Origin of the sequence: Streptomyces sp. NPDC038707 (assembly GCF_040636485.1) — a bacterium.
Lineage (GTDB): Bacteria > Actinomycetota > Actinomycetes > Streptomycetales > Streptomycetaceae > Streptomyces.
Genome location: NZ_JBEZUP010000004.1, coordinates 1 through 21,782 on the forward strand (window position 1 = coordinate 1; position 21,782 = coordinate 21,782).

Annotated in this window: 20 protein-coding genes and 1 pseudogene; 15 read left to right on the plus strand and 6 right to left on the minus strand. The window is 70.9% G+C overall.

Annotation, left to right across the window (positions count from 1 at the left end; translation table 11 throughout):
• Window positions 1-725: 725 nt before the first annotated feature.
• The 4 genes from AB0E62_RS06900 (at window position 726) to AB0E62_RS06915 (ending at window position 6,865) form a co-directional block, all read left to right on the plus strand.
• On the plus strand, window positions 726-1,109 hold the full coding sequence (locus tag AB0E62_RS06900; protein ID WP_362189207.1) for a hypothetical protein: 384 nt from the start codon (window positions 726-728) through the stop codon (window positions 1,107-1,109).
• Between the two features lie 572 nt (window positions 1,110-1,681).
• On the plus strand, window positions 1,682-2,428 hold the full coding sequence (locus AB0E62_RS06905; protein ID WP_362189210.1) for a peptidase inhibitor family I36 protein: 747 nt from the start codon (window positions 1,682-1,684) through the stop codon (window positions 2,426-2,428).
• Window positions 2,429-2,519: 91 nt separating this feature from the next.
• Window positions 2,520-2,954, plus strand: a complete 435-nt coding sequence (locus AB0E62_RS06910; protein ID WP_362189213.1) for a hypothetical protein — start codon at window positions 2,520-2,522, stop codon at window positions 2,952-2,954.
• Between the two features lie 443 nt (window positions 2,955-3,397).
• Complete coding sequence (locus tag AB0E62_RS06915; protein WP_362189216.1) at window positions 3,398-6,865, plus strand: glycosyltransferase; 3,468 nt, start codon at window positions 3,398-3,400, stop codon at window positions 6,863-6,865.
• Between the two features lie 6 nt (window positions 6,866-6,871).
• Here the strand turns inward: AB0E62_RS06915 and AB0E62_RS06920 are convergent, their stop codons facing one another.
• Together AB0E62_RS06920 and AB0E62_RS06925 are read right to left on the minus strand one after the other, a co-directional pair.
• On the minus strand, window positions 6,872-7,576 hold the full coding sequence (locus AB0E62_RS06920; RefSeq protein WP_362189219.1) for a hypothetical protein: 705 nt from the start codon (window positions 7,574-7,576) through the stop codon (window positions 6,872-6,874).
• A gap of 118 nt (window positions 7,577-7,694) precedes the next feature.
• Window positions 7,695-8,384, minus strand: coding sequence for a hypothetical protein (locus AB0E62_RS06925; RefSeq protein ID WP_362189222.1), 690 nt, complete (start codon window positions 8,382-8,384; stop codon window positions 7,695-7,697).
• 78 nt (window positions 8,385-8,462) lie between these two features.
• On the opposite strand from AB0E62_RS06925, the pseudogene AB0E62_RS06930 reads away from it, so the two are divergent.
• Both AB0E62_RS06930 and AB0E62_RS06935 read left to right on the plus strand, forming a co-directional pair.
• Window positions 8,463-8,589: pseudogene (locus AB0E62_RS06930) on the plus strand (DUF4265 domain-containing protein); the annotation flags it as partial.
• A 220-nt stretch (window positions 8,590-8,809) separates the two neighbouring features.
• Complete coding sequence (locus tag AB0E62_RS06935; protein ID WP_362189225.1) at window positions 8,810-9,262, plus strand: nuclear transport factor 2 family protein; 453 nt, start codon at window positions 8,810-8,812, stop codon at window positions 9,260-9,262.
• Between the two features lie 10 nt (window positions 9,263-9,272).
• Here the strand turns inward: AB0E62_RS06935 and AB0E62_RS06940 are convergent, their stop codons facing one another.
• From AB0E62_RS06940 to phoU, 3 genes are all read right to left on the minus strand, one after another.
• The gene (locus AB0E62_RS06940) at window positions 9,273-9,521 is read right to left on the minus strand and encodes an SCO4226 family nickel-binding protein (RefSeq protein ID WP_362189228.1); all 249 of its coding nucleotides are present in this window, start codon (window positions 9,519-9,521) and stop codon (window positions 9,273-9,275) included.
• 124 nt (window positions 9,522-9,645) lie between these two features.
• Window positions 9,646-9,804: a hypothetical protein gene (locus AB0E62_RS06945; RefSeq protein WP_362189231.1), complete on the minus strand. Its 159-nt coding sequence runs from the start codon at window positions 9,802-9,804 to the stop codon at window positions 9,646-9,648.
• 195 nt (window positions 9,805-9,999) lie between these two features.
• The gene (phoU, locus tag AB0E62_RS06950; RefSeq protein WP_362189234.1) at window positions 10,000-10,689 is read right to left on the minus strand and encodes a phosphate signaling complex protein PhoU; all 690 of its coding nucleotides are present in this window, start codon (window positions 10,687-10,689) and stop codon (window positions 10,000-10,002) included.
• Window positions 10,690-10,927: 238 nt separating this feature from the next.
• Here phoU and AB0E62_RS06955 point away from each other — a divergent pair, with 238 nt between their 5' ends.
• Both AB0E62_RS06955 and AB0E62_RS06960 read left to right on the plus strand, forming a co-directional pair.
• Complete coding sequence (locus AB0E62_RS06955; RefSeq protein ID WP_362189237.1) at window positions 10,928-12,223, plus strand: ATP-binding protein; 1,296 nt, start codon at window positions 10,928-10,930, stop codon at window positions 12,221-12,223.
• Window positions 12,220-12,900 carry a response regulator transcription factor gene (locus AB0E62_RS06960; RefSeq protein ID WP_030612283.1) on the plus strand — a complete coding sequence of 227 codons (681 nt, stop codon included), beginning with the start codon at window positions 12,220-12,222 and terminating at the stop codon, window positions 12,898-12,900. The genes AB0E62_RS06955 and AB0E62_RS06960 overlap by 4 nt, the downstream gene beginning before the upstream one ends.
• Before the next feature lie 741 nt (window positions 12,901-13,641).
• On the opposite strand, the gene AB0E62_RS06965 is transcribed toward AB0E62_RS06960, so the two are convergent.
• Window positions 13,642-14,346, minus strand: a complete 705-nt coding sequence (locus AB0E62_RS06965) for a DUF461 domain-containing protein (RefSeq protein WP_362189240.1) — start codon at window positions 14,344-14,346, stop codon at window positions 13,642-13,644.
• A 615-nt stretch (window positions 14,347-14,961) separates the two neighbouring features.
• Between AB0E62_RS06965 and AB0E62_RS06970 the strand changes: the two genes are divergently transcribed.
• From AB0E62_RS06970 to AB0E62_RS07000, 7 genes are all read left to right on the plus strand, one after another.
• Window positions 14,962-15,444, plus strand: a complete 483-nt coding sequence (locus AB0E62_RS06970; RefSeq protein ID WP_003953493.1) for a CarD family transcriptional regulator — start codon at window positions 14,962-14,964, stop codon at window positions 15,442-15,444.
• 279 nt (window positions 15,445-15,723) lie between these two features.
• Window positions 15,724-16,476: a 2-C-methyl-D-erythritol 4-phosphate cytidylyltransferase gene (gene ispD, locus AB0E62_RS06975; RefSeq protein ID WP_362189243.1), complete on the plus strand. Its 753-nt coding sequence runs from the start codon at window positions 15,724-15,726 to the stop codon at window positions 16,474-16,476.
• The gene (ispF, locus tag AB0E62_RS06980) at window positions 16,466-16,960 is read left to right on the plus strand and encodes a 2-C-methyl-D-erythritol 2,4-cyclodiphosphate synthase (RefSeq protein WP_362189246.1); all 495 of its coding nucleotides are present in this window, start codon (window positions 16,466-16,468) and stop codon (window positions 16,958-16,960) included. Before ispD ends, ispF begins: the two co-directional genes overlap by 11 nt.
• A gap of 54 nt (window positions 16,961-17,014) precedes the next feature.
• Complete coding sequence (locus tag AB0E62_RS06985) at window positions 17,015-17,419, plus strand: PPOX class F420-dependent oxidoreductase (RefSeq protein WP_362189249.1); 405 nt, start codon at window positions 17,015-17,017, stop codon at window positions 17,417-17,419.
• A 58-nt stretch (window positions 17,420-17,477) separates the two neighbouring features.
• On the plus strand, window positions 17,478-18,878 hold the full coding sequence (cysS, locus tag AB0E62_RS06990) for a cysteine--tRNA ligase (protein WP_362189252.1): 1,401 nt from the start codon (window positions 17,478-17,480) through the stop codon (window positions 18,876-18,878).
• 88 nt (window positions 18,879-18,966) lie between these two features.
• Window positions 18,967-19,908, plus strand: coding sequence for a 23S rRNA (guanosine(2251)-2'-O)-methyltransferase RlmB (rlmB, locus tag AB0E62_RS06995; RefSeq protein WP_362189255.1), 942 nt, complete (start codon window positions 18,967-18,969; stop codon window positions 19,906-19,908).
• A 149-nt stretch (window positions 19,909-20,057) separates the two neighbouring features.
• Window positions 20,058-21,758, plus strand: coding sequence for a DoxX family protein (locus tag AB0E62_RS07000; RefSeq protein WP_362189257.1), 1,701 nt, complete (start codon window positions 20,058-20,060; stop codon window positions 21,756-21,758).
• Window positions 21,759-21,782: the final 24 nt, after the last annotated feature.

The following is a 21,782-nucleotide window of genomic DNA, read 5'->3' on the forward strand; positions in this document are numbered from 1 at the left end:
CCTGACGACACGACCAGGGCACTCGGCGGCCAACAACATGGGGGGTCAGTTTTCAGAGACTCGCCGGGGGTCAGATTTCAGAGAGCGTTGACAGGAACCGACTTCCGGTGGGATCGTAGGCGCGATCAAGCCTCTTACGAAGCCGGGAACGAGTGTATTCCCGCCTCGGTAACCCCCGCCGGTCATACCGCACTTGACGTTGCCCCGGAACGCTTGGTGCACACCCCGGACCTCATCGGCGACCGCTCGCTCGCAGGTTCCGGCAGTTTCCCCAGGCGGACGGAGACAGCCATGACCACGTACCACTCGCCCCGGCACTCTTGGCCCCACGCGCGCTGGACCCAGTACCTGAACGAGCCGACGCTCCTCCCCGCCGGCCGGGACTGGGACGCCATCCGGATCACGTCCGCCGTGGGCACACGAGCAATGCGTTACCTAGAACTCTGCGACGTCCCTGTGGGGCCAGTCCTGCTCGACCGGGGCAACGACCAGCTGTACTTCCTCACTCCACCCGGCACCGCACGCGCATGGCAACGGGAGCACACACGCGCGCTCGGGCCCGGATCCTGGGTGGTGCTGGCCCCGCCAGGCTGGACCGGCGGCCTCTTGCACTGGCTGGCCGACCCGGCCGACGGCCCCGCGCACACGGCACCAGACCATCTCGCCCGAGCCCTCACCATCGTCACTGCGCAGCCGTCCACGGACGCTCAGCCGGGAAGCCCTCAATGCTGATGAAGCCCCCGCAGAGGGGTTTCTGGTGCGAGTGCTGGACGGCACCCCTGACCGAGCAGGGGCCGCCGGCCCTGGTGGCATCGTTCGACGCCTACTCCGCTCCACAGGCGGACCGCTGGGTAACGGTCGCCCTCCAAACGATCTCCCCGGCACTGGACTCCGACGCCTCCACCGCAGCATGGGAATGGATGTATGACGGCCGCGTCGACACCCGACGAGCCCTACTGCGGGCGGAACCGTGCACGGTGTCATTGACCCACGGCAGCACCCGTATCACCTGGACAATCCGGCCCGTACTCTTCCTGCCCCTCGCCCACCGGCAGAGCGCCGAACTCCCGGCATGCGCACACGACTTCACGCCCCGCCCGGGGGAGTGAGATGCAACTTCCTCTACTGGTTCAAGGCGACTCGCTCCGCTCCCCGCGCGAGGCCCGGCCCCCGGCCGGGCCTATGCTCCTGTCTCCGCCCTGCTCCAGCCAGGCCGACGCCCGCCCCGCGCACAGCAAACAGCCGCCTGATGTCAGAGAAGGGGCACGTCGTGGCTGGGGTGGTCGGCTTCGCGATTTTAGCCAGACCGGTTAGCCAGAGATTTTAGCCAGACGCTTTCGCTCGATGACCGAAAACATCTGTTCGCTATTGCCGATCGTGTGCTACATTCTGCTGCGTTCCGGTCAGTCGTGCTTCGTGCTCAGTCGACGTCAGAGCAAGCGAAGCGGACTGGGTTACTCCGACCAAGTAACTCAGTACTGATCGGACATAAACAGGGGGATAGTGGGTCTGACGGTGAATTCATGGCTCGCCACTCGGCGCGAAGAATGCTGGATTCTGCTGTCACGTCAGCATGCAACGACGCTTATTGTTTGCCGCTCGACCATCGGTCTCCGGCCGGCACTCTGATACGTCGCCCTGACGCCCACTTTTTCACGCACCGGAAGAATAGGGGATCTTCGTGCGTATACGCACCATGCTGACCATTGCGGCTGTCGGGTCGATGGCACTGACCGGCATCGCCGTCGTTCCGTCTCTGGCTGCCGACGAACCGGGCTCGGTGCCTGAAGTTCTGTCGGACGTCCTCACGCCTGAGGAAGAGGCGCAGGTCCACGCGGATGCGGACCCCACCGACAAGGTGGACATGTACTACAACAGCGAGAAGGTCGACCCGGCATCCGACTGGAACGGCGCGGACATCTGCGCCGAAGTGTCGGAGGACGGCACGATGCAGTGCTTCGACAGCAACACCGAGGCCAACAAGTTCCTCGCCGTTCACGCTCCCACAGCGGAGGCCCGGGCCGGAGCGAAGCGGGCACTGGCGGCGAAGCCGGCGGCATCGGCGACACAGGGGGTGACCATGATGTCGACGCAAGAGGTGACCATCCAGAAGTACCAGGACTGCCCCAGCAACTGGGTCTGCCTCTGGCAGGATTCGAACTATTCGGGCCGACGCCTGCAATGGCCGACCTACGACACGGCCAAGACTCGCCATCTCGACCAGTACTCGCCGTCGTTCCGGGACAAGGCCACGTCTGCCTTCATCAATCGACCTCAGCGGGGCGTCGAGTTGTACGACTTCCGTACTGCGATGCCTGACCCCCATCTGTTCCTGGGTGCCGGGTACAGCCTGTACTCGAACTTCAAGAACATCGACTATCCCTACGGGGGCAGCTGGAACGACAGGGCTGACGCCATCAAGTTCTGATTCAGCCATTTGACCAGTACCGGCACGCCTGGCTCGGCGTGCCGGTACTCTGACATATCGCATCTGACACGAGCATGCGATGGAGACACCTGTGAAGCGCACTCCCCACACCACTGCCGTTCTCGCGCTCAGCGCTGTCCTGATCGCCGGAGCTTCCGCGTGCAGCACCGAGAGCTCTGCGAAACCTGACAAGATCGGAGTCGTGGAAAAACTGCCCTCGGACCCGGACGAGGCGAAGTCGAAGGAGAATGCCCAGGAGTTCCGCTCCTGGGTCAATGCGCACGGAACCGACCAGGAGAAGGGCGCGGTCGGACGTGTGCAGCGCATCATCGGCGAGTGGAACGAAAAGAGCGGAAACGCTTACATCTCCACTGACATCAATGGCGGGAAGACCCAAGTGGAGGACCCCCAGGCGGCTGCCACCGCGGTCGTCAAGGCTTTCGCCGAATGGAAAGACTCAGATCAGGGGTACGCGTCGGTCTACGACGTCTTCGGCAACGCGATGATCACAAATTACAAGTTCTGAGGATGCGTTGGCCTCCGGCCGCCCAGAGCGTACGAGGCCTGGTCAGGACAAGGGTCAAGGACCTTGCCAAGCTGAGGGCTCGTCCAGCCCCCTTCGCCAAGCGCTGGTCATCGGCGCTCGCTCTGGCCGACGGCACTGTCGACACGGCTGAGGCCGGCGGCGGAGCGTGGCACCGGCGGGCCCTGATCAGTCGGCACACGGACCGTCGTGACTGACGTCGTTGGCTGAGCCTCACTGCCCGGTCCGCAACCGACAGCGGCAGGGCGGCGGTAACCGTCATCGGCGCGCCCTCGTCGGACTTGTGACCCAACGCTGTCGCGTTCGGGGGCGTTCGGCAGTCGAGGTGCTCTCCGCTGCCGCGCAGCGGCCCGCCCCGAATGCCCGCGGACAAGCCCCCCGCCCCGCCCCCCAGATCGTACGATTGCCCCGAGGTGAGGGGACCCGTGGACATCTCCCAGGTGCGCAATCCGTACGACTACCGGCATCCGGTCCGCGACGCCGCGCTCTTTGCCGGGCGGAGCCAGGAAGCCGCGGTCATCGCGAGTGAGTTGGACCAGGTGGCCGTCGACGAGCCGTCGGTCTGTGTCGTGTTGCACGGCAAGCGGGCGAGCGGGAAGACGAGCCTGCTCTACGCCACCGAGCGGATGGCGGCCGAACGCGGGCTGACGACGGTCCGGGTGGAGCTGATCGAGGGTGACGGGGAACCGGTCGCCTTCTTCCGCAAGGTCTATGACGAGTTGGTGCCGGTGGTGCTGGACGCGGCGGCGCGGAGCGGCAAGGGCGTCGCCTTCGACGCGGCGGCCGTGCGCCGGGTGACGGCGGGGGCCGCCGAGGCGTCGACCGTGGCGCCGCTGCAGTTCCCGGAGGCGCTGGCCCTGACCGGTGCCGAGCCCCGGGTGCCGGAAGCCGCCCTGCGGCATGATCTGTCGTTCTTCGTGCGGCTCCTCGGGCATCCGATCGCGCTGCTCGTCGACGAGGCGCAGTTGATCACCGAGGACGAGCGCGCGCTGTCGATCCTGCGGTTCCTCACCACCCGGGTCGACGGGCTCGTCCTGGTGCTCGCCGGTACCTCGGAGCTGATCCAGCGGATCAAGGACGTGCACTCGCCGATCCTCCGGCAGTTCAGGGAGATCGAGGTCCGGGGTTTCGTCGAGCAAGTGGACGTCGAGGACTGCGTGATGCGTCCGCTGCGCAGTGCCGGGGTCTACGGCCTGGTCTCCGAGTCGCTGGTGTCCGCCCTGAGGCGGATCACCGACGGCAATCCCTACGCGATCCAGCTGTACTGCCACGAGATGTTCGCCCGGGTGAAGAGCGGCCTCGCGGACTACATGCAGCTCAGCCCCGAGGTGCTCGAAGGCATCAGGTCGCGCATGGAGAAGGGGGACCGCAACGTGCTCGACCGGCCGCTGATCCGCGCGGTCCGTGCCATGAGCCGGGACGAGCTGATCGCCTTCAACGTCCTGACGTCGGCGCTCGACCACGCGACGCCGGACGAGGCCTGGTTCGCCTACTGCATGGGCGGACCGCCGGAGATCACGCGGGAGCAGTACGACCGCTGTCGGGAGTCGCTGCTCGCGGAGGGCATCCTCGCCTCGGACGCCCCGGTGCGCCTGGCGCCCGACGCGGAACTCTTCGACGAGGTCTACTGCCGGCTGTGGTCCGCCCGCACGCTCGGGTCCATGCCGCACACCCAGGCCATAAGCCGGACCAGCGTCCGGTCCATGCTGATCAACCGGCTGTTCTGCGTGCTGCACGACATGGCGCGGGAGCCCTTGCGGATCTATCCGACGTGCTGCTACCACATGGATGCCAAGCACGTGGCGGCCAGTCTCGACGCCCTGGAGAAACTTCCCGACGCCGGCCCGGACACCGCTCCGCATGTGGACTACCTGCACTACGCGGTCCTCAGCGCCGGTGAGCCCCGGGCACTCGACATCACCACGGTCACCTGCGCCTACCAGGAGCACGAGGTCGAGCGGTGGCTGTTCGCGGCGGACACGGACGACGTGTCCCTGGCCGACTCCCCCGCCTTCAGGGCGGCCGCGGAGCGCATCGAGGCCCTCGGCGGCCGCCTCACCGCCGAGCGCGTGCGTGTACCGCTGCGGACCTGGCCGGCCGACGACTGGTTCCTGAAGGCCACCGGACGGCTGCGCGACGAGCTGGCCGTCAACCATCGGACGGCCGCGTTCGCCGCGTACGCGGCCGGCGACACGACCCGGGCACGCGCCCGCTTCCAGTCCGCCTTCGACCTGGACCCGGACTGGTCGGCGGCCAACTGCCTCATGTACCTGAACCTGGCCACGGGCCGCGAGGACGACGCGCTCGTGTGGTCCCGGCGCGCGCTGAAGCTCGCCGACAACGCGTACGGCCGCGTGCTGTGCCACTACAACGCTGCCATGGCGCACCTGATCGGCGGTCACCGGGACCGTGCCGCCGAGGAGATCCGGCTGGCCGCGGATGAGCTGGCGTCCATCTCCGTGCAGAACAGCCTGCTGGACTACCTGCTGCTCCCCGACCCCGGTGGCGCGGCGGTCCTGCACGAGGAGACCCAGGTCGACCTGGCCGACGCGGTGAAGCGGGCAAGCGCCGTACTGCGCGTCACGACCGATGGGCCAGCAGGTCCACGGCAGGCCGGGACCGGCACACACCAGGCCAGCGGGTGGGACGAGGAGCCGGAGAAGGAAGCCGCGGGGGAGCGGGCCGGTCGTGGGCCCGTCGTCCTTTCCGTGGCCACCGAATGGTCCTCCTCCCAGGGCGGCCTGAGTACGTTCAACCGGCAGCTGTGCCGAGCCCTGGCCGCCGCCGGGGCCCGGGTCTTCTGTGTCGTCCTGGACGCGAGCACCGCGGAGGCGGAGGCCGCTGGGGAGGCCGGTGTCTCGCTGCTTCCCGCTCCCGTCCGGCCCGGAGCGTCCGAGGACATGCGCCTGACCAGCCGGCCCGGACTGCCCGAGGGAGTGACGCCCGACCTGGTGCTGGGGCACGGCCGGATCACCGGTCCCGCGGCGCAGAAACTGGCCGACGACTTCTATCCCGGAGCCCGTCGCCTGCACATCCTGCACATGGCCCCGGACGAGATCGAGTGGTACAAACCCGACCGGTCCCATGACGCCGGACTGCGAGCCGAGAACCGCACCGGGATCGAGCGGGCCCTGGGCCGGAGCGCTCATCGTGTGGTGGCGGTGGGTCCCCGGCTGCACCAGGAGTTCCTCGGCGACTTCAGGACCGGATCCGGGCTGCCGCCGCTCCGCCTCGATCCCGGGTTCGACAGCACGGTGTCCGAGGCCGACCGTATGCCGCCCGAGGGAGGCCCGGCTCGGGTACTGCTGCTGGGGCGGGTCGAAGACGCGCAGCTCAAGGGGTTGGACCTCGCCGCGGCGGCCTGCGGCAAGGTGGAGAAGCGGCTGCGTGAGGCCGGTATCCGGCGCGGTGTACGGCTCCTGGTGCGCGGCGCGCCGGTGACCGACGTGGACGCGGCACGCGACGAGATCGTCAAGCAGGCCGCGAACCCGCGCCTGGATGTCGTGGTGCGCGTCTACACCGCGGAGCAGGACCGCATCGAGGACGATCTGAACACCGCGTGGCTGGTGATCATGCCGTCCCGCAGGGAGGGGTTCGGCCTGACCGGACTCGAAGCGATCATCCGGGGCATCCCGGTCCTGGTCAGTTCGACGAGCGGACTGGGCGAGCTGCTGCGCGAGAAGCTGGGGGACGAGCGGGCCAGTTCGTTCGTCGTCGAGGTGTCGGGCGACGACGAGGCGGACGCGGAGACCTGGGCCCGTGACATCGAGCGCAAGCTGCGCGACCGGGAGGGCGCGTTCCAGCAGGCCGCGGCGCTCCGCGGGGAACTGGCCCGGCGGGTGCGCTGGGACCAGGCCGCCGCCGCGGTCCTCGGCGAGGTCCCGGGGAGGTGAGCCGGCTCACCGTGTGAACGCGGCGGCGGACACGTCCCGTTCCAGTGCCGCGCGGTGATGCTGGTAGGTGCCGATGTCGGACACCTTGATCAGAACGCAGAACCGGTCGACGGCGGTCAGCCGCTTGGCCACCTGGGCGAACTCGCGCCGCAGGAAGTGGATGGCGGCCAGGTTCGCGGTGGAGGACTGCCCGCAGACGACGAACACCGGCTTGCTCGACTCGGCGGGGGTGAACTTGGCGACGAGTACGTGCTCCTCGTTCCCCCGGTCGAACAGGTACTTCTCACCACCGACTTCGATGGCGACCGAGTCCGGGTTCGTGCTGTCGTAGGGGTGGAGGGTGACGCCGGGGAGATGGGCGGCCAGGTGTCCCCCCGTGCGCAGGTTGGCGCCTCCGAGCGGGCCGCCCACGCAGAATTCGGTACGGTCGCCGTTGCTGCCGCGGAAGGCTCCCGTCTCGACGAGGACGTCACACCCCAACTCGCCCGCGAGCACGGCCAGTTCCATGGCGGCCCGGGCGTCCCGATGGGTCGTGGTCCCGGGCGAGTTGTACTTGCTGCCCAGCACCACGAGGCACGCCTGGCCGGGCCGGACACCGAAGAACTCCGCTCTCCTGTTCACTTCCCGGGTCCGCTTGGCCCGCTCCCACACCCACACGAACGCACCGCCGAGCAGGCTGGTCACCAGGCCGATGACTATGTTCTCCAGCACCGATTGAATCGGGTCCCCCCTCCACGTCGTGTCAGCGCTCCTCCATTGTCGCGGGTGGGCCAGCGGGCGGAAAGGCCGAACCGCTCCGGGGACGAAGCGGCCGCTGCGGTGGGGGCGCTCAGGCCGCGTCCACGTCACCGTTCAGATGGAAGAGGAGCCACTCGAGCCAGTCGGCCGTGACTCCCGTGGCCGAGGCCCAGTCGTGCATGGTGCTGACGTAGGCGGCGTACCGGGTGGGCCAGTGGCGCGTGCCGGCCGCCTGCCAACTGGTCCAGCCGAGCGCGTTCAGCGAGCGGAAGACCCGGTCGTCGAGGATCAGGGCCCGCTCGCTCGGGGCCTCCCGGTCGTCCACGGCGGCGAACCACTTGGTGAAGAACGAGCGTCCCACTCCCTTGAGGACGAACCGCTGGTACGCCCCGCTCAGGTCGCCTTCCCGGACCGCTTCCCGGGTGGCCCGCAGGACGGTGGTCCGGTCCGGGTCGGACAGGGCCGCTCCGGTGTACCGCGGTCCACGCCCGTTGGTGGTGCCCGATCCCCAGATCATGACGGCCACGAACAGGTCGCGCAGGCTGTCGGGATCGTCTCCGTCCACGCGGTCCCGGAGGCGGGCCAGGTCGCCCCGGCCGATGAGCCGGTCACCGCTCGCCCCGCCCGTACACTCCACGCCGGCGTCGAGGACGTGCGTCGCTCCGTACGGCTCCAGCCACCGGCGCCACGTCTCCGGACGGAAGCGCACGGGCTTCTGCTCGCGGTCACCGTAGCGGGCGACGAGCTTTTGGAGCTGCTCCACCATGTTCCCCCTGCCCATGTTCCCCCTGACCATGTGGCGGCGCGCCGAGAGCGTCAGCGTACGGGAGGGGGTGCCAGGGCCGCCCGCCCGTCTCCGATGACGGACGTACCAGGCGGGCCTCCGGCGTCCGTGGAGAGCCTCTGGGCCGTCGACCTGGGGGACGGGCACCGCACGGGTCGACGACACGCCCTGGTTCGTCAGGGGAATCGACTACGGGGACGTCGTGGCCAAGGAGTGGTGGCACATGGAAGAGGGGAGCGTCACCGCCCGGTGCCGGGCAGGGTGCGTCACCGCCCGGTGGCGGGCTGCCTCCGCCGGCTGAGATCGTGCGCGCGCGCCCGTTACCTCCTGGGTAATCGATCCCCCCGCTCCTCCCTGGCAGGGTCGAGTTCGACGACGGGACCCCGCCGGGGACCCGGCCCCGCAGCTCCCAGGAGAACCTCATGTCCGACAAGCCCGGTTCCAGCACGACGAGTTCAGTCGCCGTCGCCGAGGACACCCGAGCCGTGGTGCAGGAGTTCCTCGCCGCCCGGCTGGCCGGGGACACCGAGCGGCTCGTGGAACTCTTCGCCGGGGAAGTGGACTGGATGCTCGCCGAGAACCCGGGCGTTCCCTGGATCCGGCCGCGGCGCACCGGTGCCGAGTGCGCCGCCCAGTTCACGGAGTTGACGGAGCACACCGTGCCGGAGGAGGCGCGTGCCTCCGTGGACGCCTTCCTCGTCGACGGAACGGACGCCGTGCTGATGGGGCACGTGTCGGGGACCGTACGCGCTACGGGCAAGTCCTTCGCGGGGCCGTTCGCGCTGCGGCTCACCGTCGAGGACGGCCGGATCGTCCGGCACCACCTCTACGAGGACAGCCTGTCGATCGCCGAGGCCTGCGCCCCCGGTCAGTGAGACGCCGGGGTCAGACCTCGAAGGGAACCGGGTGCACCTCGTCCGCCCGGTGCCCCGCGCGTTCGTGGACGCGTTGCACCGCCTCTGCCGAGGGGGCCTCGGAGAGGCAGTAGACCGTGCCGGACTCGGGGTCCGCCCAGGCGTGTTCGAAGTGGACCGACTCCTCCTGCTCGACGGCGAGGTCGGCCTGGTGCGCCGCCATCAGCTGGTCGGCCGTGATGCCCCGCATGCCGCGGTGGATGTCCATGAACCTGGCCATGGTCCCCGCCTCCTTACGACCCTGCGCTTCCCGCACCTCCATGCTGCGCCCCGTCGGCGGGGAGGGCACCCGGAGCGGCGGAAGGCCGGTGTGAAGGGTGTTCACACCGGCCCGGCATCGTCGTTCAGCCGCACTGGCAGGGGTTGCCCGCCTGGCACCCGCAGCCGCAGCCGGAGCCGCAGCCGCACGCGGCGACCAGCGGAAGGCTCCTGATCTCGGCGGGCTGCTCGGTCTCGCGCTCCTGCGTGGGGTCGGGCGTGGTGCTGCCAAGGGATTCGGCCATGGGTCCCCTCCTAATACCTCGGGGCAGGGATGCCCTCACCCATTGCATGCCCGTTCGGCCGGGCGCATCAACGGCGCACGGAGGCGTCCGGCGGCCAGAGGCGACCAGGACGGCCGCGCCGAGTCGCCGCCCCCGGCGAGCGACGGCGGAGCACCCGAAGCCCCTGCCCCCTGCTCCCTGTGGGGCCCCGGAGGGCTACGCCCCCTCCACCCCCGTGACCCCCTGGATGTCCGGCTGCAGCTCGTCCGCGTGCTCGCCCGTCACCAGGTACACCACCCGCTTGGCCACGGCCACCGCGTGGTCCGCGTACCGCTCGTAGTAGCGGCCCAGCAGGGTGACGTCGACGGCCGTCTCGATGCCGTGCTTCCAGCGGTCGTCGATCAGGTGCTGGAAGAGGGTGCGGTGCAGCAGGTCCATCTCGTCGTCGTCCTGCTCCAGCTGGAGCGCGAGGTCGACGTCCTTGGTCACGATGACCTCGGCGGCCTTCGCCATCAGGCGCTGCGCGAGCTGGCCCATCTCCAGGATGGTGGCGTGCAGGTCCTGCGGCACCGCCCGCTCCGGGAAGCGCAGGCGGGCCAGCTTCGCCACGTGCTGGGCGAGGTCGCCGGAGCGCTCCAGGTCGGCGGACATCCTGAGCGACGTGACGACTATCCGCAGGTCGGTGGCCACCGGCTGCTGCCGGGCCAGCAGGGCTATCGCCCGGGCCTCCAGGTCGTGCTGGAGCTCGTCCACCTTCTGGTCGGCCTCGATCACGTTCTCGGCCAGCTTCAGGTCCGCGTCGAGCATCGCGGTCGTGGCGCGCCCGATGGCCGACCCGACCAGCCGGGCCATCTCCACCAGTCCGTCGCCGATCGAGTCCAGTTCCTCGTGGTACGCGTCCCGCATTGTGGGTTCCCTCTCGTGCGTGGTCGTCCGGGGATCTCGGGGGCCGTCACATCACGCGTGCGCCCCCTGGCGAAACCGGCGGTACGTGCCCCACGTTCCACGCTGTGCCCCCTACGCGTCCTTTTCCGCCACCCCAAATGAACCAGTGCTGGCTCCAAGGTGAACTCTGGGCGACGAGTGTTCGAGGTCGCACCCGGACGGCTGTGGGCATGTCGTACCCCATGCCTAACCTGGAGCCATGGACGTGAACGCGGCGGTCGCCGCAGCGGCAGCGATCGCCGGGGTGCTCACCGGCGTCATCGCCATGCTGGCGTTCCGCTGGAGCGAACGCGACCAGAAGCGACCGACCAGGACTTCTTTGCATACCGATCCCGTACTCCCGCCCGGAGTGGACACCGTGCTGTCGGTGCTGCGCTCCTCCGCCGTCGTCCTCGACGAGGCCGACGCCGTCGTCAAGGCCAGCTCCGCCGCCTACGCCCTCGGGCTGGTGCGCGGCGGCACGCTCTCCGTGGAGCCCATGCTCCAGATGGCCCGCGACACCCGCAGGGACGGGGAGATACGCCAGGTCGAACTGGATCTCCCCCGGCGCGGCACCGGACGCGGCGAGGCCCTCGCGGTCTCGGCGCGCGTGGCCCCGCTCGGCTCCCGCCTGGTCCTGCTGCTGGTCGAGGATCTGACGGAAGCCCGCAGGATCGAGGCGGTACGACGTGACTTCGTGGCGAACGTCAGCCATGAGCTGAAGACGCCCGTCGGCGCGCTGTCCCTGCTCTCCGAGGCCGTCATGGACGCCTCCGACGACCCCGAGGCCGTGCAGCGCTTCGCCGGCCGGATGCAGATCGAGGCGACCCGCCTGACCAACCTGGTCCAGGAGCTGATCGACCTCTCCCGGGTGCAGAACGACGACCCGCTGGAGGACGCCGAGCCGGTCCGGGTGGACGAGCTGGTCGCCGAGGCCATCGACCGCTGCCGCCACCAGGCGGGCACCAAGCAGATCACCATGGCCTCGAACGTGTGGTCGCCCGACGGGACCGACCAGGGCGGGCGACGCGAGGGCGACGCCGCCGATCTGCACGTGTGGGGCAACCGCGGACAGCTCGCCGCCGCCCTCGGCAACCTGGTCGAGAACGCCGTCAACTACTCCCCGGCCCGCACCCGCGTCGGCATCGCCGCCCGCCGGGTCTCCGCGCCCGGTGGTGACATGATCGAACTGGCCGTCACCGATCAGGGCATCGGCATCTCCGACAAGGACAAGGAGCGCATCTTCGAGCGCTTCTACCGCGTCGACCCGGCCCGCTCCCGCGCCACCGGCGGCACCGGTCTCGGTCTCGCGATCGTCAAGCACGTGGTCGCCTCGCACGGCGGGGAGGTCACGGTCTGGAGCGCCGAGGGCCAGGGCTCCACCTTCACCCTCAGGCTGCCGGAGGCGGGCGCGGCCCGCGACCGCGCACAGCAGCACCCCGGCCTCGACGACGAGGCCGGCCCCCCCGACTCATCCCCGTACGCTTCGCTTCCCGCCCCGGAGGTCCTTCCGTGACCCGTGTGCTCGTCGTCGAGGACGAGGAGTCCTTCTCCGACGCCCTGTCGTACATGCTCCGCAAGGAGGGCTTCGAGGTCGCCGTCGCGGCGACCGGTCCCGACGGTCTGGACGAGTTCGAGCGCAACGGCGCCGATCTGGTCCTCCTCGACCTGATGCTGCCGGGCCTGCCCGGTACCGAGGTCTGCCGCCAGCTGCGCGGCCGCTCCAACGTCCCCGTGATCATGGTGACCGCGAAGGACAGCGAGATCGACAAGGTCGTCGGTCTCGAAATAGGAGCCGACGACTACGTCACCAAGCCGTTCTCCTCCCGGGAGCTGGTCGCCCGCATCCGCGCGGTGCTGCGCCGGCGCGGCGAGCCGGAGGAGGTCGCCCCGGCCGCGCTGGAGGCGGGACCGGTCCGCATGGACGTCGACCGCCATGTGGTCACCGTCGCCGGCTCCAAGGTCGACCTGCCGCTGAAGGAGTTCGACCTGCTGGAGATGCTGCTGCGCAACGCGGGCCGGGTGCTCACCCGCATGCAGCTCATCGACCGCGTCTGGGGCGCCGACTACGTGGGCGACACCAAGACCCTGGACGTCCACGTCAAGCGTCTGCGCGCCAAGATCGAGCCGGACCCGGGCGCGCCGCGCTACCTGGTGACGGTGCGCGGGCTGGGCTACAAGTTCGAGCCGTAGGCCGCGGCAGGCCACGCATACGCCGAAGGGCGGCACCCGGGATACAGGGTGCCGCCCTCCGGCGTCCATGGCCCACGTGAACCGGGCCGGGCCCGACTCGCGTGCCCGGTGCCGGACGGCCATCGGGGGCGGGGCTGGGTGCTTTCGGCGCGCCGGTCGTCCAGGGTGCCCGTGCTCGCCGGCGGTCGGACGGTCACCTGGGCGGGGCTGGGTGCTTCCGGCGCGCCGGTCGTCCAGGGTGTTCGGGCAGTCGGCGGATCAGGCCGGCGGGGCTACCGGGGCGGGGGCCACGGTGACCGGCTCGGCTCGCGTGCGTGTGCCGGGCGGCCATCGGGGGCGGGGCTGGGTGCTTTCGGTGCGCCGGTCGTCCAGGGTGTTCGGGCAGTCGGCGGATCAGGCCGGCGGGGCTACCGGGGCGGGGCCATGGTGACCGGCTTGGCTCGCGTGCGTGTGCCGGGCGGCCATCGGGGGCGGGGCTGGGTGCTTTCGGTGCGCCGGTCGTCCAGGGTGCTCGTGCTCGCCGGCGGCCGGACGGTCACCTGGGCGGGGCCGGGTGCTTTCGGCGCGCCGGTCGTCCAGGGTGCCCGGGCAGACGGCGGATCAGGCCGGCGGGGCCGCCGGGGCGGGGCCCGGTCATGAGGACGGGCCCGTGCCGGTCACGGCCGCAAGCCGGGTCCGCGCGCGACGGCTGGCCGGTCCGAGGGATCCGCGGCCGGCCGGCCGGCGTATGCCTACGACCCGTCAGTGCCCGGCGGCCGACTGGGAGGCGGAGTCGCTCGGGGTGACGGCCTCACCGGAGGCGGAGCCCGACGGGGTCGCCTCGCCGCTCTTCGCCGGCTCGCCGCCCTTTTCGGGCTTGCCGCTGGCGGAGGGGTTCGCGCCCGGGGCGCCGGACTTGGAGGGCGAGGCGGAGGCCGACGCCTTGCCGGAGGGGATCTCCGACGGGCCCCACTGGCCGAAGTAGCTGGTGGCCGGGACCACGAAGGCGCTCAGGCTCACCTTGCCGGTCCTGCTGAAGGTGAAGCTGATCTTCTGGGCGTCGCCGTCCTTGACGGCCTCACGGCCGCTGGGCAGCGTCGCGGTGGCGTTGCCCTTTCCGCCGAGGACCAGCGAGCCGCCCGCGGGGACGGTCACGTCCTTGCCCTTGGCGGGCTTCAGGTCGGCGGACGTGCCGGTGCCCTCCAGGGTGACGGACTCGAGGGTCTCGGCCTTGTCGCCCGAGTTGAACAGGGTCGCGGAGATCACCGCGGGGCCCGTCGCCTTCAGGTCGGGCTGGGTGATGACCAGGGCATTCTGGATCTTGATGGCGCCGACGCTGGTCGCCGCGTTGTCCGGCTTGATCTCCAGGGTCTGCGAGTCATTGCCGGCGCCGCAGGCGGCGAGCGAGGCGATCGAGAAGACGATGGCGGAGGCGGCGAGGGCGCCGCGTCGAAGGCTGCTGCTCACGGCGGCGGCAACTCCTTGAACGCGCGGGCGGCTCCTCTTATAAAGCCGCCCTAAGTGTCTGTCAGCGGCCTTAGGCTACCGAGCCGTTCCCGAGCCGCCGCACCCGACCCTCCCCCAAGCCCCGCCCGTCCCTCCAGGTGGGGGTACCGGACGGAGCACAAGTGACCCGTCGGTCACATTGCGGAGGCACTCGTCCGCCATTCGTATAACCGACGGCGCACGTCTCTCGGCGACCGTCGCGAAATTTCCGTGAAGGAATGCGCCGCGCTCCTCGAAATTGATCACGGCACACCCGTCCGGCGGCGGTCGATCAATTCCGGATTCGGCTCACATCCACCCGCGCGCACCGAACGGAGTAGCGGAAGTCGCACGCGTGGCACCGGACAAAACGGGATGTTCCGCCACTTGGAGCGCCCTCCTGAGGCGTGTAACGTACGCGTTTCACCTCGGTCCAAGAGCCCCTCCCACCTGCGAATACCCGCTTCCGTGAGGCTCCCGCAGCACGTCCCGGTTGCTGTTGTCAAGCCCCGAGATATGCCCTGACCTGCGAAAACGCCATTCAGAAGACGCCGTATCCGTGTTACCCTGGATAGCCACGGAAGGGGTACCTGTCACATGACGTTCAAGGTTGGCGACACCGTGGTCTATCCCCATCACGGGGCCGCGCTGATCGAGGCCATCGAAACTCGCCAGATCAAAGGCGTGGACAAGACCTACTTGGTGCTGAAGGTCGCCCAGGGTGACCTGACGGTACGTGTGCCAGCGGACAATGCGGAGTTCGTCGGCGTGCGTGATGTGGTCGGTCAGGACGGACTGGACCGGGTCTTCGAGGTGCTGCGCGCGCCGTATGCCGAGGAGCCCACGAACTGGTCGCGTCGCTACAAGGCAAACCTGGAGAAGCTCGCCTCCGGCGATGTCATCAAGGTCGCGGAAGTCGTGCGCGACCTGTGGCGCCGCGAGCGTGAGCGCGGACTCTCCGCCGGTGAGAAGCGCATGCTCGCCAAGGCCCGCCAGATCCTGGTGAGCGAGCTGGCGCTCGCGGAGAACACGAACGAGGACAAGGCCGAGGCCCTGCTCGACGAGGTGCTCGCCTCCTGACGCGCAGCGGCAGCGAACCATCGCTTCCGGCACGCCCAGCACAGCAGTGAAATGCCGCGGTGCCCGATGACACTGATCCTGTCGCCGGGCGCTGCGGCATCTTCGTCCCCGCAGGGGCGTGCCTCGGGAAGCCTGTGGACCAACCCCCCGATACTCGGCGTGCCGGGCCCGGGCGGATGGCTCGACCAGGGTCACGGAAGGGTCCGGTCAAGGCGTCGCGCCCGGCACTCCTCCAGGCCATACCCACGTAGGTCGAGCACACAAACCTGACAGGAACCGATGTCTGACGAATCGCGTCCCACGCCCGCGCAGGCCCCCGTCGCCGCCGTGATTCCCGCGGCCGGCCGGGGCGTGCGCCTCGGTCCGGGCGCCCCCAAGGCACTCCGCGCGCTGAGCGGTACGCCCATGCTCATCCACGCGGTCCGCGCCCTCGCCGCGTCCCGCCACGTCTCCCTGGTGATCGTCGTCGCCCCGCCGGACGGCGCCGCCGAGGTCAAGTCCCTGCTCGACGCGCACGCGCTGCCCGAGAGGACGGACTTCCTGGTCGTCCCCGGCGGGGAGTCCCGCCAGGAGTCGGTCCGGCTCGGCCTGGACGCCCTGCCGCCGCAGTACGGCGTCGTGCTGGTGCACGACGCGGCCCGCCCGCTGGTCCCGGTCGAGACGGTCGACGCGGTCGTCGAGGCCGTACGCGACGGCGCCCCCGCCGTGGTGCCCGCGCTGCCGCTGGCCGACACGGTCAAGGAGGTCGAGCCCGCGGCCGTGGCCGGCGACCCCGAACCGGTCGTCGCCACCCCTGAGCGGGCCCGGCTGCGCGCCGTCCAGACCCCGCAGGGCTTCGACCGGGCGACCCTGGTCCGCGCCCACGAGACCGTCACCGGGGACGTCACCGACGACGCGAGCATGGTCGAGCATCTGGGGCACACGGTCGTGGCCGTCCCCGGGCACGAGGAGGCCTTCAAGGTCACCCGCCCGCTGGACCTGGTCCTCGCCGAGGCGGTGCTGGCCCGCAGGAGGCTCACCGATGGCTTCTGAGGCACCGCTGCTTCCCCAGGTCGGCATCGGCACCGACATCCACGCCTTCGAAGAGGGCCGCGAGCTGTGGTGCGCCGGCCTGAAGTGGGAGGGCGAGGGGCCCGGGCTGGCCGGCCACTCCGACGCCGACGTGGTCGCCCACGCGGCCTGCAACGCGCTGTTCTCCGCCGCCGGGCTCGGTGACCTGGGGCAGCACTTCGGCACCGGCCGCCCCGAGTGGTCCGGCGCCTCCGGTGTCACGCTGCTCACCGAGGCCGCCCGGATCGTGCGCGCGGCCGGCTTCGCCATCGGCAACGTCGCCGTCCAGGTGATCGGTCCCCGCCCGAAGATCGGCAAGCGCCGTGACGAGGCCCAGAAGATCCTCTCCGAGGCGGCCGGCGCGCCCGTGTCGGTCTCCGGCGCCACCACCGACGGCCTCGGCTTCCCCGGCCGCGACGAGGGACTGATGGCGGTCGCGACGGCGCTGGTGGTGCGGGTGGGCTGACGGCGTGCGAAGGTACCCTCACAGTGAGTGATCGCACGACTCCGGAGGGTACCCATGTCCGCCGCACTGTCCGACCGTCTGAAGTCCGTGCTCGACGACAAGGTGTTCATCGTCGTCGGCACCGTCCAGCCCGACGGCAGCCCCCAGCTGTCGCCGGTCTGGGTGAAGCGCGACGGCGACGACCTCCTCTTCTCCACCACCGTCGACCGCCGCAAGTACCGGAACCTGGAGCGCGACCCCCGGGTGACGGTCGTCGTCCTGAACCCCGGCTCGCCGTACGAGTACGCCGAGATCCGCGGCACCGCCGCGATGACGACGGACGGCGGCCCGGAACTCATCGACGAACTCAGCCGCAAGTACACGGGCAAGGACTACAGGGACTTCAACCCCGCCTCGGCCGGCGACGCCGAGCGGGTCGTCGTGCGGATCACGCCGCGGAAGGTCATCGGGGCGCTCTGACGGGGAGTTCCGCCGGGGAAGGCGCATGGCATCGCCATGCGCCCACTACTCTGGAGTGGTGACCATTCGCCTGTACGACACCAGCGCCCGGCAGATCCGTGACTTCACCCCGCTCAAGCCGGGCTGTGTCTCGATCTACCTGTGTGGCGCCACCGTGCAGGCGGCCCCCCACATCGGCCACATCCGCTCGGGCCTCAACTTCGACATCATGCGCCGCTGGTTCGCCCACCGCGGCTACGAGGTGACGTTCATCCGCAACGTCACCGACATCGACGACAAGATCATCACCAAGAGCCACGAGCAGCACCGGCCCTGGTGGTCGATCGGGTACGAGAACGAGCGCGCGTTCAACGAGGGCTACACCGCCCTGGGCTGCCTCCCGCCGACCTACGAACCCCGCGCCACCGGCCACATCACCGAGATGGTCGAGATGATGCGGGGCCTCATCGACCGCGGGCACGCCTACGCGGCCGACGGCAACGTCTACTTCGACGTCCGCTCCTTCCCCCGCTACCTGGAGCTGTCCCGGCAGGAGCTGGACAACCTGCTCCAGCCGTCCGGCGAGGGCGAGACCGGCAAGCGGGACCCGCGCGACTTCGCCCTGTGGAAGGCGGTCAAGCCCGGCGAGCCGAGCTGGCCGACGCCGTGGGGCCCGGGCCGCCCCGGCTGGCACCTGGAGTGCTCGGCGATGGCCCACAAGTACCTGGGCAGCGCCTTCGACATCCACGGCGGCGGCCTCGACCTGATCTTCCCGCACCACGAGAACGAGATCGCCCAGGCCAAGGCCTACGGCGACGAGTTCGCGCGGTACTGGGTGCACAACGCCTGGGTCACCATGGCCGGCGACAAGATGTCCAAGTCGCTCGGCAACAGCGTCCTGGTCAGCGAGATGGTCAAGCAGTGGCGCCCGATCGTGCTGCGCTACTACCTGGGCACCCCGCACTACCGCTCGATGATCGAGTACAGCGAGGAGTCCCTGCGCGAGGCCGAGTCCGCGTTCGCGCGGATCGAGGGCTTCGTGCAGCGGGTCACCGAGCTGGCCGGGAAGACCGTCGAGCCGGCCGCCGAGGTCCCGCCCGCCTTCGCCGAGGCGATGGACGACGACCTGGGCGTCCCGCAGGCCCTCGCCGTCGTGCACACCACCGTCCGGCAGGGCAACAGCGCCCTCGCCGCTGACGACAAGGACGCCGCCGTCGCCCGGCTCGCCGAGGTGCGGGCCATGCTCGGCGTCCTCGGGCTCGACCCGCTCGACCCGCACTGGGCCGGCGAGGGCGACCGGGGCGAGGACCTCCAGGGCGTGGTCGACAGCCTCGTCCGCCTGGTCCTCGGCCAGCGCGAGTCCGCCCGCGCCCGCAAGGACTGGGCCACCGCCGACGCCATCCGCGACCAGCTCAAGGACTCCGGGCTGGTCATCGAGGACAGCCCCCAGGGCCCGCGCTGGAGCCTCGGCGCGCGCTGACCGGCGACTGATCGACTGTGCCGCCCGGCCCTCCGGGCGGCACACTGCATAAGACGTACGTACGACGCCTCACGGAGACGGGTAACTCATGGCCGCGAACAACCGCCGCATGTCCGGCAAGAAGGGCGCGCAGGTCGGCAGCGGCGGCAAGCGGCGCCGGGGCCTGGAAGGGAAGGGCCCGACCCCGCCCGCCGAGATGCGCAAGGGACACGCCAAGCAGCGCGCCGCCGCGGCCAAGAGCCGCCGCGCGCAGGGCCGGGCGCCGCAGCGCCGGGGCGGCGGCCGGTCCGCCTCCGAGCTGGTGGTGGGCCGCAACCCGGTGGTGGAGGCGCTGCGCGGGGGCGTGCCCGCCTCCACGCTCTACGTCCAGCAGTTCATCGACAACGACGAGCGCGTCCGCGAGGCCCTCCAGCTCGCCGCCGAGCGCGGTGGCATCAACCTCATGGAGGCCCCGCGCCCCGAGCTGGACCGCATGACCAACGGCCTCAACCACCAGGGCCTGGTCCTCCAGGTCCCGCCGTACGAGTACGCGCACCCCGAGGACCTGCTCGACGCCGCCGCAGAGGAGGGCGAGGACCCGCTGGTCGTCGCCCTGGACGGGGTCACCGACCCGCGCAACCTGGGCGCCGTCGTCCGCTCGGTCTCCGCCTTCGGCGGGCACGGCGTGGTCGTGCCCGAGCGCCGCTCGGCCGGGATGACGGCCGGCGCCTGGAAGACCTCCGCCGGTACGGCGGCCCGTACGCCGGTCGCCCGTGCCACCAACCTCACCCGGGTCCTGGAGGCCTACAAGAAGGCCGGTCTCACGGTGGTCGGCCTGGCGGCGGACGGCGAGGTGGAACTCGGCGAGCTGGAGGCCATCGGGGGCCCGGTGGTCATCGTCGTCGGCAGCGAGGGCAAGGGCCTTTCCCGCCTGGTCGGCGAGACCTGCGACTTCCGGGTGCGCATCCCGATGCCGGGCGGCGCGGAGTCGCTCAACGCGGGCGTGGCGGCCGGGATCGTGCTCTACGAGGCGGCGCGCAGGCGCGGCTGACCGACGGCCCGGGCGGGCTGAACACCCGTCCAGGGCCTCACCCTTGCGGGGTGATTCGGGTGGCCGTACGGCGGTGGGCACGGCTTTGACGGGGTCCGGACACATCCGGCGGGTCAAAGCAGTGTCCTAACACCACGTCACTCGGTTAGATGAGTGTGGACACCAGAACACCCCGCACACCCACGGGGGACCGCTCGTCGGGTTTCGACGACGCTCCCGCGCTGAGCATGGTGAAGGTGCCGAGCGATCCGGCGCAGGTCATCGTCAATCACGCCAGCTTCCGCGTGCAGTTGGGCGCGTCGGCGAAGGGCACCCAGTCCCCGCGGATCACCCGGCATCTGCACGCCACCGGCCAGGAGACCGCCCGCAAGCCGGTCCTGGGCACGGCGGGCCGGGCGGCCGGCGCGGCCGGCCGCCGCCGCCCCGTCGTCTGGAGCGGCCGGTCCGCCCCCGACGACACCGGCGCCCACCGGCTCCTCCAGGCCGTGCGGGGCAGCGTCCGCCACGCCGACGAGCCCGAGGCCGGCGCCACCCAGGTCATCCCGCGCGTCCAGGCCGGCTACGCCGACACGTACGCCGAACTCGACCAGACCGTCGAGACCCCGGTCGTGGGCCACCAGCGCACCGCCCCCGACGCCGCCGACGCCACGCGTCTGCTGCCGCACATGCGCACGGTCACCGGCGCCTACGACCCCCCGTCCGGCATCGAGGACCCGGAGCCGTACGGGACGTACCCGGAGGACCCCGGCCACGACGAGGACACCGACGACCCGCGCCCCGCCCGGCGCCAGGGCGACGACCCGTCCCGGCACGCCTACTACCCCGGCCGCCGGATGAACCTGGGCGTGGTCCTGCTCCCGCTGCGGATCTTCCTGGGCTTCATCTCCATCTACGCCGGCATGGGCAAGCTGTGCGACCCCGTCTACTTCGACGGCGGCGAGCGCGGCTCCATGGTGAAGTGGCTCAACACCCTGCACCCGTGGGACGTGGCCGAGCCGCTGCGCCAGTTCGCCCTCCAGCATCCGATCGGCTCCGGCCTGGTCATCGCCTTCCTCCAGGTCGTCGTCGGCGTCCTGACCATCCTGGGCTGCTGGCAGCGCGTGGCCGCGGTCGTCGGCGCGCTGCTCTCGGCCGCCCTGATCGTCACCGTCAGCTGGAAGACGGTCCCGGCCTACGACGCCCCGGACATCATCTACCTGGCCGCCTGGTCCCCGCTGGTCATCGCCGGCGCCCCCGTGTACTCGGTGGACGGCCGGCTCGCGGGCAGCGCCTGGCGGCGGCTCGGCCCCCGCTCCGACATCTGGGAGCTGCGCCGCTACGTGCTGCGCCGGGGTGCGCTGATCACGGCCGTCACCGTCGGCCTGACCCTGCTGATCGGCTCCCTGCTGGGCGGCGCGGTCCGCGACTCCGGGCGGGTGGTCGTCCCCGGCCCCGGTGAGGCCCCCCGCAACCACCTGCCCGGCTCCCCGCTCCCCAAGGAGCCCGGCAAGCGGCACAAGAAGACCCCGGCGGCCTCCGCCACGCCGACGGACGGCGCCACGGCCGGCGCGAGCCCGTCCGGCGCGGCGACCCCGCCCGGCACCGACCGCGCCACCACCGGCGCGACGACGGCGGCCCCGACCCAGACCACGGGCACCACGGGTGCCACGGGCACCACGGGCCAGGTCCCGCCCCGCCGGTCGGCGCCGACCGGCGGCGTCCCCAGCACCACGGCGGGCCCGACCGGCACGGGCGGTACGGCCGCCACCGGCGGCACCACGTCGACCGGCGGCGGCACCACCGGCAGCACGTCGGACGGCGGCTCCACGGCCACCGGCCAGCCCGGCCTGGTGGGCGGCCTGCTCGGCTGACGCGGAACGCCGAAGGGGCCCTGT